The organism is Secundilactobacillus muriivasis (assembly GCF_054785195.1).
The window spans coordinates 1-16,460 of the sequence record NZ_BAABMI010000015.1 but is presented as its reverse complement, the minus strand read 5'-3'; the positions used below and the strand labels follow the sequence as shown (position 1 = coordinate 16,460).

The 16,460-nt window shown below is 47.9% G+C and carries 19 protein-coding genes; all 19 read left to right on the top strand.

Annotated elements, in window-relative coordinates; all coding sequences use genetic code 11:
• The first annotated feature begins 12 nt into the window (after positions 1-12).
• Entirely contained in the window at positions 13-837 is an 825-nt protein-coding gene (gene pduB, locus ACYVR3_RS04020) for a propanediol utilization microcompartment protein PduB (RefSeq protein WP_300563081.1), read from the top strand.
• 21 nt (positions 838-858) lie between these two features.
• Positions 859-2,535, top strand: a complete 1,677-nt coding sequence (locus ACYVR3_RS04015) for a propanediol/glycerol family dehydratase large subunit (protein WP_461243218.1) — start codon at positions 859-861, stop codon at positions 2,533-2,535.
• A 28-nt stretch (positions 2,536-2,563) separates the two neighbouring features.
• Entirely contained in the window at positions 2,564-3,238 is a 675-nt protein-coding gene (locus ACYVR3_RS04010; protein WP_054734599.1) for a propanediol/glycerol family dehydratase medium subunit, read from the top strand.
• An 18-nt stretch (positions 3,239-3,256) separates the two neighbouring features.
• Positions 3,257-3,769 (top strand): diol dehydratase small subunit, encoded by a 513-nt coding sequence (locus ACYVR3_RS04005; protein WP_461243217.1) that lies wholly within the window; start codon positions 3,257-3,259, stop codon positions 3,767-3,769.
• A 22-nt stretch (positions 3,770-3,791) separates the two neighbouring features.
• The gene (locus ACYVR3_RS04000; RefSeq protein WP_057152446.1) at positions 3,792-5,624 is read left to right on the top strand and encodes a diol dehydratase reactivase subunit alpha; all 1,833 of its coding nucleotides are present in this window, start codon (positions 3,792-3,794) and stop codon (positions 5,622-5,624) included.
• A gap of 2 nt (positions 5,625-5,626) precedes the next feature.
• Positions 5,627-5,977 (top strand): glycerol dehydratase reactivase beta/small subunit family protein, encoded by a 351-nt coding sequence (locus tag ACYVR3_RS03995; protein ID WP_054734606.1) that lies wholly within the window; start codon positions 5,627-5,629, stop codon positions 5,975-5,977.
• A gap of 17 nt (positions 5,978-5,994) precedes the next feature.
• The gene (locus ACYVR3_RS03990; RefSeq protein WP_300563072.1) at positions 5,995-6,645 is read left to right on the top strand and encodes a BMC domain-containing protein; all 651 of its coding nucleotides are present in this window, start codon (positions 5,995-5,997) and stop codon (positions 6,643-6,645) included.
• Positions 6,646-6,655: 10 nt separating this feature from the next.
• Entirely contained in the window at positions 6,656-6,934 is a 279-nt protein-coding gene (locus ACYVR3_RS03985) for a BMC domain-containing protein (RefSeq protein ID WP_275453041.1), read from the top strand.
• A gap of 32 nt (positions 6,935-6,966) precedes the next feature.
• The gene (gene pduL, locus ACYVR3_RS03980) at positions 6,967-7,626 is read left to right on the top strand and encodes a phosphate propanoyltransferase (RefSeq protein WP_057152445.1); all 660 of its coding nucleotides are present in this window, start codon (positions 6,967-6,969) and stop codon (positions 7,624-7,626) included.
• Positions 7,627-7,655: 29 nt separating this feature from the next.
• Positions 7,656-8,159, top strand: a complete 504-nt coding sequence (gene pduM, locus ACYVR3_RS03975; RefSeq protein ID WP_054734615.1) for a PduM family microcompartment protein — start codon at positions 7,656-7,658, stop codon at positions 8,157-8,159.
• Positions 8,147-8,410, top strand: coding sequence for a EutN/CcmL family microcompartment protein (locus tag ACYVR3_RS03970; RefSeq protein ID WP_173585539.1), 264 nt, complete (start codon positions 8,147-8,149; stop codon positions 8,408-8,410). Before pduM ends, ACYVR3_RS03970 begins: the two co-directional genes overlap by 13 nt.
• A gap of 17 nt (positions 8,411-8,427) precedes the next feature.
• Positions 8,428-9,006 (top strand): cob(I)yrinic acid a,c-diamide adenosyltransferase, encoded by a 579-nt coding sequence (locus tag ACYVR3_RS03965; RefSeq protein WP_054734620.1) that lies wholly within the window; start codon positions 8,428-8,430, stop codon positions 9,004-9,006.
• Positions 9,007-9,008: 2 nt separating this feature from the next.
• On the top strand, positions 9,009-9,506 hold the full coding sequence (locus ACYVR3_RS03960; RefSeq protein WP_054734622.1) for a GlcG/HbpS family heme-binding protein: 498 nt from the start codon (positions 9,009-9,011) through the stop codon (positions 9,504-9,506).
• A 2-nt stretch (positions 9,507-9,508) separates the two neighbouring features.
• On the top strand, positions 9,509-10,954 hold the full coding sequence (locus tag ACYVR3_RS03955; protein WP_057152444.1) for an aldehyde dehydrogenase family protein: 1,446 nt from the start codon (positions 9,509-9,511) through the stop codon (positions 10,952-10,954).
• 3 nt (positions 10,955-10,957) lie between these two features.
• On the top strand, positions 10,958-12,079 hold the full coding sequence (locus ACYVR3_RS03950) for a 1-propanol dehydrogenase PduQ (RefSeq protein ID WP_300563058.1): 1,122 nt from the start codon (positions 10,958-10,960) through the stop codon (positions 12,077-12,079).
• Positions 12,080-12,412: 333 nt separating this feature from the next.
• Positions 12,413-13,603 (top strand): acetate/propionate family kinase, encoded by a 1,191-nt coding sequence (locus tag ACYVR3_RS03945; protein ID WP_054734627.1) that lies wholly within the window; start codon positions 12,413-12,415, stop codon positions 13,601-13,603.
• A gap of 26 nt (positions 13,604-13,629) precedes the next feature.
• Positions 13,630-13,974, top strand: coding sequence for a BMC domain-containing protein (locus tag ACYVR3_RS03940; protein ID WP_054734630.1), 345 nt, complete (start codon positions 13,630-13,632; stop codon positions 13,972-13,974).
• Positions 13,975-13,990: 16 nt separating this feature from the next.
• Positions 13,991-15,037: an oxidoreductase gene (locus tag ACYVR3_RS03935; protein ID WP_300563051.1), complete on the top strand. Its 1,047-nt coding sequence runs from the start codon at positions 13,991-13,993 to the stop codon at positions 15,035-15,037.
• 14 nt (positions 15,038-15,051) lie between these two features.
• Complete coding sequence (locus tag ACYVR3_RS03930) at positions 15,052-15,849, top strand: tyrosine-protein phosphatase (protein ID WP_300563049.1); 798 nt, start codon at positions 15,052-15,054, stop codon at positions 15,847-15,849.
• The last annotated feature ends 611 nt before the right edge of the window (positions 15,850-16,460 follow it).

Genomic DNA, 16,460 nt, shown 5'->3' with positions numbered 1-16,460 from the left:
GAGGGTGAGATTATGAGCAATAAAAATGACGCGTTAGTTGAGCAAGTGATGCGTGAGCTCCTCAAAAAGGGTATCTCGCTAGATGACAAAAATCAGTCTAAATCATCGGGAGGATTTAAAATGAATGATTTTTTAAACTCTACTAGTGTCGTCCCTGAATTCGTTGGCACCCGAGAAATCGGTGACACGATCGGGATGTGCATTCCTAGTGTTGACCCAATGTTGTTGGATCAATTACACATTTCAAAACGTTACTCAGTTATTGGTGTTCTAAGTTCTCGTACCGGTGCCGGTCCGCATATCATGGCGGTCGACGAAGCCGTTAAGGCAACGAACACCGAAGTTATTGACATCGAATTACCTCGTGATACTAAGGGTGGCGCTGGTCACGGTTCCCTTATCTTGATCGGTGGTTACGATCCTTCAGATGTCCGTTCAGCTATCAACGTTGCACTTGATAACTTGAGCAAGACATTTGGCGATGTTTACGGTTCCGATGCTGGTCACTTGGAACTTCAATTTACTGCCCGTGCTGCCGGTGCATGTCACATGGCATTCGGCGCACCAGAAGGTAAGGCTTACGGATTAATCTGTGGTGCACCTGCTGGTATTGGTGTAGTTATGGCGGATACAGCTCTTAAGACTGCTGGTGTTGACGTTCTTGCGTTTGCTTCTCCTGCCCATGGCACGAGTTTTTCAAACGAAGGTATGGTTCACATTAGTGGTGATTCTGGCGCCGTACGTCAAGCTGTTATCGCTGGTCGTGAAGTCGGCTTGAAGTTGTTAGCCTCAATGGGCGAAACACCTACAAACGATTTCCCATCATACATCAAGTAGTAGCAGGAAGGAGGAAACACATTGAAACGTCAAAAAAGATTTGAAAAATTAGAGCAACGCCCAGTTCACTTGGATGGTTTTGTTAAGAATTGGGACGCCGAAGGTTTAGTCGCAGAAAACGGTGTTAACGATCCAACACCAAGTATCAAGATTGAAAATGGTGTCGTTACTGAAATGGACGGCAAGACTGCCGATGAATTCGATTTAATCGATCAATACATTGCTAAGTACGGGGTTAACCTCGACAAGGCTGAACAAGTGATCAACACCGATTCGTTGAAGATTGCTAACATGATGTGTGACCCTAACGTCTCACGTTCTGAAATCATCGAATTAACGACTGCGATGACCCCAGCCAAAGCTGCTGAAGTTATCAGCAAGTTGAACTTCGCTGAAGAAATCATGGCTGCTCAAAAGATGCGTCCACGTCGGACTCCTATGACGCAAGTGCACATCACCAACACTTTGGACAACCCAGTTCTCTTGGCTGCCGATGCTGCCGAAGCTGCCCAACGTGGTGTTCCTGAACAAGAAACCACGCCAGCTATCGCGCGTTTCGCACCAATGAACGCCATTGCCGTTATGGTCGGCGCTCAAACTGGTCGTCCTGGCGTTATCTCACAATGTTCTGTCGAAGAAGCATTGGAACTTTCAATGGGGATGCGTGGGTTTACTGCTTACGCCGAAACCATTTCCGTTTACGGGACTGACCGGGTCTTCACCGATGGTGATGATACGCCTTGGTCAAAAGGTTTCTTAGCTTCTTGCTACGCTTCACGTGGGTTGAAGATGCGGTTCACTTCAGGTGCCGGTTCAGAAGTTATGATGGGTTACACGGAAGGCAAGTCAATGCTTTACCTTGAAGCTCGTTGTATCTACATTACTAAGGCTTCTGGTGTTCAGGGTCTTCAAAACGGTGGTGTTAGTTGTATCGGGATGCCTGGTGCCGTTGTTGGCGGGATCAAAGAAGTCCTTGGTGAAAACTTACTATGTATGGCACTTGATCTAGAATGTGCTTCTGGTAACGACCAAGCCTTCTCTCACTCGGACATTCGTCGTACTGGCCGGATGATTGGTCAATTCATCGCCGGGACCGACTACATTTCTTCTGGTTACGCTGCCGAAGAAAACATCGATAACACCTTCGCTGGTTCTAACATGGACGTTCTTGATTACGATGATTACATTACTCTTGAACGTGATATGGCCGTTAACGGTGGTATCATGCCTCTTGAAGAAGAACAATCGATCAAGATCCGTAACAAAGCCGCTAAGGTTGTCCAAGCCGTATTTGAAGGCTTAGACTTACCAAAGATCACCGATGAAGAAGTCGAAGCTGCTACTTACGGTAGTGGATCAGTTGACATGCCAAAACGTGACCTTGTTCAAGATATGAAGGCTGCTCAAGGCTTGTTCGACCGCGACATCACTGTCATCGACATCGTCAAAGCATTGAACAACACTGAATACAAAGACGTTGCCGAATCTGTGCTTAAGTTAGCACAACAAAAGGTTACAGGTGACTACCTGCAAACTTCTGCTGTCTTTGAAGCTGGTTGGAAGTGTGTATCAGCCATCAACGATGCTAACGATTACGAAGGCCCAGGTACTGGTTACCGTGTATGGGAAGACGAAGACAAGTGGAACCGTTTGGAAAATGTTCCTTGGGCTTTGGATCCTCAAAAATTGGAATTCTAACCAGTAAGGTCGAAAGGAGGTAAGCACAGTGACAGAAATCGATGAAACATTACTCAGAAATATCATCAAAGGTGTGTTAAGTGAGGTAAGTAGCCAAGATACCCCAATTAATTTTGGAGGTGAAGCTGCTCCTAAGGCTGGTGCCGACACACCAAACTCATTGGACTGGTTCAAACACGAAGGCGTTGCTAAGCCAGGCTTATCAAAGGACGAAGTTGTGATCGCGGTTGCCCCTGCATTTGCAGAAGTTTTAACCCAAACCATGACTAAGATCCAACACAAGGATGTCTTGCGTCAAATCATTGCCGGGATCGAAGAAGAAGGTCTTAAAGCTCGGGTTGTTAAAGTTTACCGGACTTCAGACGTTTCCTTCTGTGCCGCAGAAGCCGACAAATTATCTGGTTCTGGAATTTCAGTTGCCGTTCAATCAAAAGGTACTGCAATCATTCACCAAAAGGACCAAGCACCTTTGAACAACTTGGAACTGTTCCCACAAGCACCAGTTATTACGCTTGAAACTTACCGTGCTGTTGGTAAGAACGCTGCGCAATACGCTAAGGGCATGTCTCCTAACCCAGTGCCAACGGTCAACGACCAAATGGCTCGTGTTGCATACCAAGCACTTTCTGCTTTGATGCACATTAAGGAAACGAAACAAGTAGTTCTTGGGAAACCAGCTGAAGAAATTTCAGTAACCTTTTAATTGAGGAGGATTTGAGACATGAGTGAAGTAGACGACTTAGTAGCTAAAATCGTGGGTCAGCTTCAAAGCGGTAACACTTCAAGTGCTACTACGGCTGCACCTGCCGCTTCTGGTAAGGAATTAGGTGGCGCTGACTACCCACTTTACCAAAAGCACCCAGAATTAATTAAGACTCCAACCGGCAAGAACGTTGACGAAATTACCATGAGCAACGTTGTTAACGGCAATATCACACCTAAGGATATGCGGATCACGCCAGATACGTTACGTTTGCAAGGTCAAATCGCAGCGAACGCCGGCCGTCCAGCTATCCAACGGAACTTCGAACGGGCTGCCGAATTAACCGGTATTCCTGATGATCGGGTTCTTGAATTATACGAAGAATTACGGCCATTCCGTTCAACTAAGCAAGGCTTGTTGGATACGGCTGCTGAATTGAAGAACAAGTACAACGCACCTATCTGTGCTGGCTGGTTCGAAGAAGCTGCTACCAACTACGAAAAGAACAAGAAGTTAAAGGGTGACAACTAATTTTTAGTTAGGGGCTTTTAGTATGACACGTGTAATTGGTGTTGATATTGGGAATTCCTCAACTGAAGTTGCTTTAGCTGATGTCACCGACAATGGTGAAGTAACGTTTATCAATTCTGGAATTGCCGAAACAACAGGCATCAAAGGAACAAAGCAAAACTTGATTGGTGTTAGAAATTCCATTAACCAAGTTTTGGAAAAGTCGCATATGGCCATCTCAGACGTGGATTTGATTCGGATCAACGAAGCGACACCGGTTATCGGCGACGTTGCGATGGAAACTATCACTGAAACGGTGATTACCGAATCAACCATGATCGGCCATAACCCTGGGACCCCTGGGGGCATCGGCACTGGTTCTGGTTACACGGTTGAATTAGTCAAGTTACTTCAAGAGAGCGATAAGTCTCGTCCATACATCGTCATCATCCCTAAGGAAGTTGACTTTGAGGACGCGGCCAAGCTGATCAATGCTTATCATGCATCTGGCTACAACGTCACCGCCGCCATCCTGCAAAGTGATGACGGGGTGCTGATCAACAACCGGTTGGATAAAAAGATTCCAATCGTTGATGAAGTTGGCCAGATTGATAAGGTGCCACTGGGCATGTTAGCCGCTGTTGAAGTTGCTGCACCTGGTAAGGTGATTGCACAACTCTCTAACCCATACGGGATTGCTACATTGTTTGACCTTTCATCTGAAGAAACGAAAAACATTGTGCCAGTTTCACGGGCCTTGATCGGTAACCGTTCTGCGGTTGTCATCAAGACGCCAAAGGGGGACGTTAAAGCACGGGTCATCCCAGCTGGGAAGATCTTGATTAGCGGCCAACCTGGCGGTAGAGGCGAAGTGAACGTCGCCGCTGGTGCAGACGCCATCATGAAGAAGATCAATGAGTTTGACAACATCGCTGACATTGCCGGTGAGTCCGGTACCAACGTTGGTGGCATGCTCGAAAAAGTTCGTCAGACGATGGCCGAATTAACCGGTAAACAAAACAGTGAAATCGCCATTCAAGATTTATTGGCCGTTAACACCTCCGTACCCGTTACGGTTCGTGGTGGCTTAGCCGGTGAATTTTCAATGGAAGAAGCGGTCGGGATTGCCGCCATGGTTAAATCCGATCACTTACAAATGCAACAAATTGCGGACTTGATTCAGGGTGAATTCCACGTTCCCGTTGAAATCGGGGGCGCCGAAGCTGAATCCGCTATTTTGGGAGCGTTGACAACGCCTGGGACCACGAAACCAATTGCCATCTTGGACTTGGGGGCTGGTTCTACCGATGCGTCGATCATCAACCAAAAAGATGAAAAAGTCGCAATTCACTTGGCTGGGGCCGGTGACATGGTAACCATGATCATCAACTCTGAGCTTGGTTTGGAAGATCCTTACTTAGCCGAAGATATTAAAAAGTATCCGTTGGCTAAGGTGGATAACCTGTTCCAGCTTCGTCACGAAGATGGCGCAGTTCAATTCTTCGAGGATCCACTACCAGCTGAATTATTTGCGAGAGTTGTCGCAGTTAAGCCAGATGGTTACGAACCACTACCAGGTAACTTGAGTATTGAAAAAGTTAAGATCGTTCGCCAGACCGCTAAGAAGCGGGTCTTCGTTACCAACGCGATTCGTTCACTGCACCACGTGAGCCCAACTGGTAACATCCGCGATATCCCATTCGTGGTTATCGTCGGTGGCTCAGCACTTGACTTTGAAATTCCACAACTCGTTACCGATGAACTGTCGCACTACAACTTAGTTGCCGGTCGTGGGAACATTCGCGCCGTCGAAGGTCCTCGTAACGCCGTGGCAACCGGATTAATTCTTTCATATGCGAGTGAAAAGAGGGGATAGTTATGGCAATTGATAAAGACCGGCCGACAATCATTATTGCTTGTCCAGCAGGTTCCAACGATCAACTCCCTGAAAAACTAAAACCAATGTTGCTCGGCATTGAGGAAGAACAAATTCCGTATCAATTCACCGACATCGACAAACCAACCGCGGTTGAACGGGCGTATGACGCTTCCGTAATTTCCCGGTTGTCCGTCGGAATCGGCTTTGATGATGATCAGGTGATTGTTCATTACAAGAACCTGAAGCCCGACAGTCCACTGTTTAAAGTCGCTGAAACCGGCTATGACGCAATTCGTAAAGTTGGCGCCAACGCGGCTCGACTGGTTAAGGGAGTACCATTCAAGAAGTAAGGACAGGTGAGGGTTTTATGCAATCAGAATCAATTGGCTACCTTGAAGTCGAAGGACTTCCTGGCGCAATTGTTGCTGCTGATCGAATGCTTAAAACTGCTAATGTCAGTCTCCGGTATGTTGAAAATACCAAGGGTGGCGGCTGGATCACCGTCTCAGTTGTGGGCGACGTTGCTGCAGTTAATGCGGCGATCGACGCCGGCAAGGGCGAATTGGGCGATCATGTGTATTGCTCAACCGTCATTGCCAGACCCGCACCAGGTATCGATACCTTAGGGAAAAACGATGCCATTAAGGGCGCGCAATCGAATAATGACGGACCAGATGATCCTCAAGGGCCAGATGACCCACAAGGACCACAAGGACCCGATGATGACGATCCTACCGAACCTGAAGGACCATTAGCCTCATCAACGGATGCAGCGCCGACAGGGTCTGTCGACGACAACAAAGGCGCTAATGCAGCGCCTTTGTCTGTTAACGGAGATGACAAAGGAACTACTGAGCAAGCAGCACCAAAACAAGACGCAAAAACAACTGCTAAACCAGTTGCCAAAAAGAAAAAAGCAACTTGTAACCTCTGTGGTGATCCCGATTGCCCACGCAAGTTAGGCGAACCACGTAAAAAGTGTATTCACTACGCTGAATTAGAAGGCAAGAAGAAATAGGAGGAATTTTATTATGAACAACGCATTAGGAATGATTGAAACCAAGGGTCTCGTCGCATCTATCGAAGCAGCCGATGCAATGGTTAAAGCCGCTAACGTTGAAATGGTTGGCCAAGAAAAGATCGGTTCAGGTCTTGTAACTGTTATGGTTCGTGGTGATGTTGGTGCCGTTAAAGCATCTGTTGACGCCGGCGTACAAGCTGCTGAAAACATTGGCGAAGTCTTAACTTCATTCGTTATTCCTCGTCCACACGCTGAAGTCGAAGCTATTTTACCAGAAAAGAAATAATTTATAATTCAACAAAGGATGGTTGTTAATTTATGGAATTAACAGAAGAGAAACTCAGACAGATCATTAAGAAAGTCATTCAAGAACAAACCGGTCAGGCATCTGATCCGCACCGCGTTCAAGTGAGTGTTTCTAACCATCATATTCATTTAACTGAAGACGACTTTAAGACGTTGTTCCCAGGCCAAAAGATGACACCATTCAAGCCATTGAAGCAACCTAAAGAATTTGCTTCAACTAGCGTGGCTGATGTTGTTGGGCCTAACGGTAAAATTTCTCACGTGCGGGTTCTTGGCCCATGCCGGTCACACTCACAAGTTGAAATTTCACGCTCCGAAGCCATCGCAATTGGGGTTGATGCACCAATTCGTTTGTCCGGTCACTTGGATGGTGCGCCTAGCGTTAAGCTAGTTACGCCGGATGGTGAAGTTACCGTGCAAGGGGTTATCGTAGCAAAGCGTCACATTCACATGAGTAATGATGATGCTGCTAAGTTGGGTGTTAAGTTGGGTGACTTGGTTTCAGTTGAAATCAAGACGCCAGACCGTTGCACCATCTACAACGACGTGGTTGCACGTCCTCGTGAAGACTTTGTGGAAGAAATGCACATTGACACTGACGAAGCAAGTGCTGCTAACGTTGGAATGGGTGCCCCAACATTCGGTCGGATCATCGTTCCCGAAAAAAAGTAATCGTCAGTAAATGAAGGTTGGTGGCCAAATTGGATCATATTATTGAGCAAGTACTGGCTAAGATCAAGCAGCGCGAACACCAATCTTACGAAGTTGATTATCACAATCAGGGCTTACCGCCTGATGAACAAGTGTACACGGAATATGGCAACATCGCGATCAACGATGTGACCATTGAACTGTTACTTGAGCTGTACCGGGTCAACGTTAATGACCCGTGGACACGCTGGATCTTGCAAGGGATTAGCTTTCAAGAGAACTTTACGTTCCACATTAGCCAGTATATGATCAAGTTTATTCCTAAGAAGATGCTGTTAGATTGGCCAGTGACATTTGTTGTTGATAAAGAACATCCCGTGTTTTCGTTTTACCAGAAGTCTGTTAGCAGACAAGATTTAGCAGCTATACCGGATCAGTCAATTGTGGTGGTCACACCGACCCAAAAATTGACAACGGAAGCTAAGGAAGTTAGCCAATATAAACAGCTGACAATAAAGATTAGGACTGATGAAGATTGTATATGGCAAAAGTAGTTGGGAGCGTCGTCTCCACGCAAAAAGATTCTTCGTTAGTGGGTCGTAAACTCATGATCGTCCAACCGGTCAACTCTGATGGGCAAACCGTCCGTCACGAAGAAGTCGCTGCAGACACAGTGGGTGCCGGCATTGGCGAGTACGTGTTACTCGTTCGTGGTGCGGGTGCTCGGCGGGCTTCTGCTGAGGCCGTGTCGAATGACGTCAACGACTGTTCGATCGTCGGCATCATCGACCGATTTGATAAGTGATAAAGAAGGGGTAGCTAATGGCCATTTATACTAAGGGTGGCGATAAAGGTACAACAAGTTTATTCGACGGCAAACGAGTTCCGAAGAATTCACTACGTGTGGAGACCTACGGAACGTTTGACGAACTGAACGCGAACGTGAGCCTAGCAGACAAATTCTGTTTAAGCGCTGACAATCGTAAGATCCTTCAGCGGGTCGAATACCGGATGTTCTTCCTTCAAGGTGAGATTGCAACTGAGGAACCGGAAAAATTCCGCAAACAAAGTACGATCATCACCGATGAAGACACCCACTACTTGGAGTCCATTATCGACAAATACACCGCAGAACTACCAAAAGTAACCAGCTTTATCCTACCTGGTTCAAGTTGTGCAGGTGCACAATTGCATGTTTGCCGGACGGTTTGCCGTCGGGCGGAACGTCAATTCGTTTCGTTCATGGAGAGTAATGACGTACGTCCCGAACTGGAACGTTACGTGAACCGACTTTCCGACTTCTTCTACATCATGGCCCGGTCAGAAGACCAAGTTGCGATGAACGAAAAAGTTGTCGACATGGTAGTCGACCGGTATAAAAAGGCAATGGAGGAATCCTAATTATGAATAAAGAACAATTAAGTGAAATCATTAGCCAAGTGTTAGCCGATAACGGCGGCGCTGCAGCAGCTTCTGCTACAAGCGACAACCTGTTTGACAAGCACAAGATGGAACGCGCGATCGATGCGGGCGTTGCCAAGGCTGATGAACTTAAAGTGGGTGTGACGATCGCCATTGAAGATATCACAACCACGGTTCAAATGTCATACCACATGCCAAACGGTAACTTGGTAGGCACGTACCTCGCACCAAAGAAGGCTTGGTCAGCAATTGCCATGAAAGAACCGACAAAGGATATCAGTAAAGATATTCAACCTGGCGGGCCTTTGTACCAAATGGAAACCATGTTGGATGGGAAACTCGTTTCCTTCCCAGGTGGCATTCCACTAGTCCTCAACGGTGAAATTGTTGGCGCTGTCGGCGTCAGCGGTGGGTTGATTGAAGAAGATCAAGCAATCTGTGAAGCCGTTGTTAATGAATTTTTAAAGGAGAGTAACTGAGTATGGCAGATCAAAGTATTGAAGCAGCAATTAGAAAAATTCTGCAAGAAGAATTAAGCGGTAACGCGTCTTCGAGTGCAGCGACAACCAGCGAAGTTCAACCTGAAGGTCTTGGTAACGGGATCTTTACCGATGTTAACGAAGCCATCGCTGCTGCTAAGCAAGCTCAAGAAATCCTTGCAGACAAGCCAATGGACTTCCGTAACAAGGCTATCCAAGCAATTAAGGACGGCTTTGGCCCATATATCGAATACATGGCAAAGGAAACCCGTGACGAAACTGGCATGGGGACCGTTGAAGCTAAGATTGCTAAATTAAAGAATGCATTATACAACACCCCAGGGACTGAACTGCTTCAACCAGACGTTGAAACTGGTGACGGCGGCATGGTCATGTACGAATACACACCATTTGGGGTTATCGGGGCCGTTGGTCCAAGTACGAACCCATGTGAAACTGTTATTAACAACAGTATCATGATGATTGCTGGTGGGAACACCATCTTCTTCGGTGCTCACCCAGGTGCCAAGAACATTACCCGTTGGGCCGTTGAAAAGTTAAACGAATTCGTTTACGACGCAACTGGCTTACGTAACGTCTTGGTTTCATTGGATACCCCATCAATCGAATCCGTTCAACAAATGATGCAACACCCAGACATCGCAATGTTGGCCGTTACTGGTGGCCCAGCCGTTGTACACCAAGCCTTGATCAGTGGTAAGAAGGCTGTCGGTGCCGGTGCTGGTAACCCACCTGCAATGGTTGATGCAACTGCTGATATCGATTTAGCAGCCCACAACATCATCACTTCAGCTCAATTTGACAACGAAATCCTATGTACTTCAGAAAAGGAAATCATTGTTGAAGCACCCGTTAAGGATGAATTGTTGACCAAGATCCAACAAAATGGTGCCTTCCTTGTTAAGGACCAAAAGGATATTGATCACTTGGCTGAAATGACCATCGGCGCTAACGGTGCCCCTGACCGGAAGTACGTTGGGAAAGACGCAACCTTCATTCTTGAAGAAGCTGGCATCTCATACACCGGTCACCCAACTGTGATCACCATGGACGTTGACAAAGACAACCCATTGGTTAAGACAGAAATGTTAATGCCAATCTTGCCATTAGTTTGCGAACCTGATTTTGACGCCGTATTGGCAACTGGCCTTGAAGTTGAAGGCGGCAACCACCATACTGCATCAATTCACTCAAACAACATTCAACACATCAACAAGGCTGCTCACCGTATGAACACCTCGATCTTTGTTGCCAATGGACCTACCTTTGCTGCAACCGGTGTCGGTGACAACGGCTACTACAGTGGTGCCGCTGCATTAACAATTGCAACGCCTACTGGTGAAGGGACAACTACCGCGAAGACCTTTACGCGTCGTCGCCGGTTCAACTGCCCACAAGGGTTCTCATTACGTTCATGGGAGGTCTAGCTCATGGAAGAATTCAAAATTCCTACTAAGGTCTACTCTGGCAGCGATAGCTTAGAGTGGTTACAACGCTTATCAGGCCGTAACATCCTGATGGTTTGTGACGCCTTTTTGCCCGGCACCCCAACCTTAGACCGTATCAAGAAAAACATCGAAGGTAAGAACCAAGTGACCATCTTCTCAGATGTAAAACCTGATCCGCCTTTGGAAAACATCATGGCCGGTACTGAAGTGTTCAACTCAGTTAAGCCGGACGTTGTGTTAGGTATTGGTGGCGGTTCTGCCATTGATACTGCCAAGGCAATTCGTTTCTTTGGTGAAAAATTACAGAAGTACGAAATTGACTTGTTTGTTGCCATTCCAACGACCAGTGGGACTGGTTCCGAAGTGACCCAACACAGTGTGGTCACTGATACGGAACACCATAAGAAGGCCCCAATCATGGAAGACCACATCATTCCTGATGTTGCCTTACTTGATCCACAGTTGGTCATGTCCGCACCTAAGAGTGTGACCTGCTTCTCTGGCCTTGATGTGTTGACCCACTCCCTAGAAGCTTTAGTTTCTAAGGATGCCAACACGATCACAGACGCCTTAGCTGAAAAGGCTGCCTGCATCATCATCAAGACGTTGGTTACGGCTTACAAGAACCCAACGGACGAAGCTGCCCGTAAAGTGGTTCACGAAGCTTCATGTGCAGCCGGGATGGCCTTTGCGAACGCTGGTTTGGGCTTTGCTCACTCCATCGCTCACCAATTGGGTGCTAACTACCACATGCCACACGGTTTGGCTTGTGCCATCATGTTGCCACACGTTATCATGTACAACGCCACTCACGATGAAGAAGCCATGCACAAGTATGCAAATGCCTTCAAGAAGACTGGCTTGGTATCCTTCGGCATGAACGACAAGATCGCCGTTAAGCGCTTGGTTGCCGAGATCCACCACATGATGATCGAAATGGATTGCCCACAGACCTTAAAGGCCTTTGGTATCGATCCTAAGGTTGCCTTAGAAAACACCGACTTAGTTGTCGAAGGTGCTAAGGCCGACGGTACCTTCCCAGGTAACCCAGTAACGCCATCTGATGAAGACTTGGCTGCTGTTTACCACGAAGTTATCAAATAGTCACGCCAGTGTGCGCGATGATTATCGTAACTGCTTGAATTAAAAGCGGTTGCAGGGTAGGCGTCAGTCTTCCCGAGTACTCAGCGAGCCGTACGCCAGTGGTTGACGTATGACTCGCTGTTTGCTTTTTCGGGTGAATTGAGGGGTGTCGTTAGTAACGGTCAGCCAGCCAGAAGATTAGGTGACTAAAAAAGCCGACTAGTTGCCAGCAATATACCCGACCAATTTCATAGAAAGCCCGAAATCATGGTGTGCTCGCCAATTACCCGTGTTAAAATAGAAAGTATGAAAGCGCCATCAAATTAATTTTAAAAGTCAGAGAGGAAGCACAATATGTCGAAGAAAATCCTGGCCATCAATGCCGGTAGTTCCTCATTAAAGTTCAAGTTATACAACATGCCTGAGGAAGAAGTTTTAGTTAGTGGATTAGTTGATCGGATCGGTCATCAAGACGGGGTCTTTTCATACAAGATCGCGGGTCAACCCGATAAGCACGAAACTACTCAACCCATCGAAGATCATACCGCTGGGGTCCAGTTGGTGATCGATGCGCTCCTTGGGAGTGGCACCATTCAGGATAAGAGTGAAATTATTGGTGTTGGACACCGGGTTTCTCACGGTGGTCGTTACTACACGCAATCCGTTGAAGTCGATGACGCCGTTGCCAAGAAGATCGACGAACTTTCCGTGCTTTCTCCATTGCACAACCCAGTGAACCTGTTGGGGATCGAAGCGTTCGAAAAACTGTTACCAGAAGCGAAGGACGTCGCCGTATTTGACACCTCCTTCCATAGCACGATGCCAGCTAAGGCTTACACTTACGCCTTACCTTACAAGTTCTACGAAGAAGATGGTATCCGGCGTTACGGCTTCCACGGCCAATCACACCAGTACGTTTACGGCGAAGCTAAGCGGCATTTGGGTGAAAAGGCAACGAACAAGTTGATCTCGTGTCACTTAGGCAACGGGGCCAGCATCTGTGCCGTGAAGAACGGCAAGTCCGTTAACACGTCAATGGGCTTCACGCCACTGGCCGGACTTGTGATGGGGACGCGTTCAGGTGACATTGATCCTGAGATCCTGCCATTCATCGAAGAAGAACACAACATGAGCCCTGAAGATGTTCGGAGCATGTTGAACCACGATTCTGGTTTGAAGGGGATCTCTGGGGTTTCTAACGACGTGCGTGACGTGTTGGAAGCTGAAAAAGCTGGCAACGACCGCGCGAAGTTAGCAATGTCGATCTACATTCACCAGATCCAACAGTTTATCGGCGCATACACCACCGACTTGGAAGGTTTGGAGACCTTGGTCTTCACTGCCGGCGTTGGTGAACATTCCGCACCAGTTCGCTCACGGGTTTGTGCTAACCTGGGCTACTTAGGTGTTGAAATTGATGAAGATAAGAACTTAGCCAATGATTTTGAAATCTCAACGCCAAACAGTCGCGTTAAGGTACTCGTCATCCCAACCGATGAAGAGTTGATCATTGCGCGTGACACCTTAAAAATTGTGGGTGCCTAAATTTGTTGTAACGGAGGCCTTCAATCATGGCAAGAGATATTGAACGGACAATTCAAGAATACGTTCCTGGTAAACAGGTCACGTTGGCGCACATTGTCGCCAATCCAACGGAAGATATCTACGAAAAATTGGGAATCCAGATTCATCGAAATGCCTTGGGCATCTTGACGATCACCCCAAGTGAAGCGTCGATCATCGCTGGTGACGTGGCCACTAAAGCCAGCAACGTGCAACTTGGCTTCATTGACCGGTTCAGTGGCTCTGTCGTCCTAGTTGGTGAGGTTTCTGAAGTTGAGTCAGCATTACGGCAGGTTATTGATAAGCTTCACACCCTGCTTGGATTTGATATTCCGGAAATTACGCGAACGTAGATATGGAGTGGTGAGCATGAAAATTGATCAACTATTCAGCCCATATCAACTGACTAAGGATGTCAGGTTACAGAATCGACTCGTCATGGCACCGTTGAACATGCAATCGTCATTGTTTAACGGCGCGGTGAGCCAAAATGATTTGATTTTTCACGCCCGAAGAGCCAAATACGTCGGCATCGACGTCGTTGGTTCGGCGTACATCTCCGATTCAGGCAATACCGCCTATGGATCGATCAGTGCGGCGGACGATGGGAAAGTCAAAGGGTTGAAACAATTAGCAACGGTGATTCGTCAAGGGGGCAGCGCCGCCATCTTACAGTTGGTGCACGCTGGTCGAATGACCAACCATCTCGTCACCAAGGGGCAGCCGGTGTTAGCACCGAGTCCCGTTGAGGCCCAACATGGCCGGGTGGAAACACCGACCGAGATGACTTCAGCACAAATTGAAACGGTGATCCAGGAATTTGAACAAGCTACCCAGCGGGCAATTGACGCGGGCTTTGACGGCGTGGAACTTCACGGTGCCAACACGTTCCTGCTTCAGCAGTTTATGTCACCGGCATCGAACCAACGGACGGATGAGTTCGGCGGTTCCTTAGCAAACCGGATCCGGTTTGCTGCAACGGTGGTGAGCCGCATCATGAAAGTGGCCAATAACGTGTCGCGGCCGTTCATCATTGGCTACCGGTTATCACCAGAAGAGATCGAGCCTAACGGGTTGACCTTCGGCGATAACTTGGTCTTGATGAAGACGTTAGCGGCTCTTGGGATTGACTACATCAGTTTATCCATGAAACAGTACGACCAAACGCCAACGACCTGTCCTGAATTAAAGGACCAGCGCGTGGCGGACGCCGCTAAATTAGCGGTGGGTGATCAGGTGCCGATTATGGTGGCCGGTCACTTAGGTACCCAGTTTGGCTTTGAACGCGCCACTGGGGACCTGATGGCAGTCGGGATGAAGTTCTTAACGACACCTGACTGGCCAGCCCACGTTAAAAACAGTGGGATTCAGCCGGGGGAGAACCAGGGCGTCTCGATTCCCTACACGGCAATTTAGTGGGGAGGTGATCGATGATGACGAGTAACGACCAGCGCGTCATTCCAGTAACCGGTGGTGTCAACTACCGCGATATGGGTGGCTATCGGGCTGCCGACGGGAAAACCGTTAAGTGGCATAAACTCGTGCGAACGGGCTACCTGTCGGAATTGACCACTGATGACGAACGGTTATTACAAGATTACGGGATCACAACGGACATTGATTTTCGGTCAAGCGCCGAAGTCACGGCATATCCGGATCAGGTACCAGCGGGTATCAAATTCATTCATATGCCGGTCTTCGATGACGATGAAACGGAAAGTACTGGGACGGCCAAACGCCTGCAGCGCTACTACTCAAGTAGCCGTAAAAGCGGCTATTGGCGGATGCTTTACGTCTATCGGCGACTGGTGATCAATGAGCAACCGCAACGCGCTTACCGCCGCTTTTTCGACTATTTACTGGCACATGGTGAAGATGAGTCCATTCTCTTCCACTGTTCTGCCGGCAAGGATCGCACCGGCATGGGCGCCATTCTGGTACTGTTTGCCTTGGGCGTTAGCCTCGAGGATGTTCGTAACGACTATCTGTTGACGAACCAGTACTCGGTACCACGGATCGAAAAACGGGTTGCTGAGGCAAAGAAGGCTTACCAAAACCCGTGCTTTATCAGCTCCATCCGCGATCTCTCATCGGTTTCGGTCGACTACTTCGACCAATCGATGACCCTGATCAACTACGTCTACGGTGGCATCCACGCTTACCTGCGCGATGTCATCGGCGTCACGGATGCTGAAATTGCACAGTTGCGAGCCATATATCTGGAGTAACGTTATCTAAAAACAGCATCGATGAACTGCACTTGTGTGGTTATCGATGCTGTTTTTTGTTGTCGTTTGTGTCCAGCGTAAGCATGCTTCTGTTTAGTTTGTGAAGTGCGGTGATTTGCGTGGACTTACGATTCCGGTAAGCGGCTAGGTTTCTGCTGTGGGGCCGGCCTGAGCCAAAGGGCGGTCTCAGCCCTCGAATCTAAGCCTCGCCAAAACCAGCGCGAGTCTTAGATTCGTCCCCGATGATAGGTGGTTGTCGGAAAAACACCAACAACCACCTATCATCGCGACACAGCATCCACCTAGCCGCTTACCGAAATCTTACATTGGCGCAAATCGGCACTATTGTAGACCATCTCAAGTGCTTCACTGGACGTCACGTTGCTGCAGTAGTCAACTCGATAAACAACACAATCGGTCAGCAGTCACCATTTCCATGATGAACAAATGTAAGTCTATCCTGAACATTGACTCAACTCGCTTGAACGTACTGCTGACCCGATGTCGTAACGTCATCGGTCAACACTTGCTGAAATGCTTACAATTGTCAGCGTGCGACAGTTTGGCCCTTCATAATAAATTTTCGGGAGTGCGGTCCTGCTGCCGATAAT

Coding starts and splice junctions, on each gene's coding strand:
- ACYVR3_RS03990 (WP_300563072.1), top strand. CDS start 5,995: ATGCAATCAGAATCAATTGGCTACCTTGAAGTCGAAGGACTTCCTGGC.
- pduL (WP_057152445.1), top strand. CDS start 6,967: ATGGAATTAACAGAAGAGAAACTCAGACAGATCATTAAGAAAGTCATT.
- ACYVR3_RS03970 (WP_173585539.1), top strand. CDS start 8,147: ATGGCAAAAGTAGTTGGGAGCGTCGTCTCCACGCAAAAAGATTCTTCG.
- pduB (WP_300563081.1), top strand. CDS start 13: ATGAGCAATAAAAATGACGCGTTAGTTGAGCAAGTGATGCGTGAGCTC.
- ACYVR3_RS03995 (WP_054734606.1), top strand. CDS start 5,627: ATGGCAATTGATAAAGACCGGCCGACAATCATTATTGCTTGTCCAGCA.
- ACYVR3_RS04000 (WP_057152446.1), top strand. CDS start 3,792: ATGACACGTGTAATTGGTGTTGATATTGGGAATTCCTCAACTGAAGTT.
- ACYVR3_RS04005 (WP_461243217.1), top strand. CDS start 3,257: ATGAGTGAAGTAGACGACTTAGTAGCTAAAATCGTGGGTCAGCTTCAA.
- ACYVR3_RS03945 (WP_054734627.1), top strand. CDS start 12,413: ATGTCGAAGAAAATCCTGGCCATCAATGCCGGTAGTTCCTCATTAAAG.
- ACYVR3_RS03960 (WP_054734622.1), top strand. CDS start 9,009: ATGAATAAAGAACAATTAAGTGAAATCATTAGCCAAGTGTTAGCCGAT.
- ACYVR3_RS03930 (WP_300563049.1), top strand. CDS start 15,052: ATGATGACGAGTAACGACCAGCGCGTCATTCCAGTAACCGGTGGTGTC.
- ACYVR3_RS03965 (WP_054734620.1), top strand. CDS start 8,428: ATGGCCATTTATACTAAGGGTGGCGATAAAGGTACAACAAGTTTATTC.
- ACYVR3_RS03940 (WP_054734630.1), top strand. CDS start 13,630: ATGGCAAGAGATATTGAACGGACAATTCAAGAATACGTTCCTGGTAAA.
- ACYVR3_RS03955 (WP_057152444.1), top strand. CDS start 9,509: ATGGCAGATCAAAGTATTGAAGCAGCAATTAGAAAAATTCTGCAAGAA.
- ACYVR3_RS03935 (WP_300563051.1), top strand. CDS start 13,991: ATGAAAATTGATCAACTATTCAGCCCATATCAACTGACTAAGGATGTC.
- ACYVR3_RS03950 (WP_300563058.1), top strand. CDS start 10,958: ATGGAAGAATTCAAAATTCCTACTAAGGTCTACTCTGGCAGCGATAGC.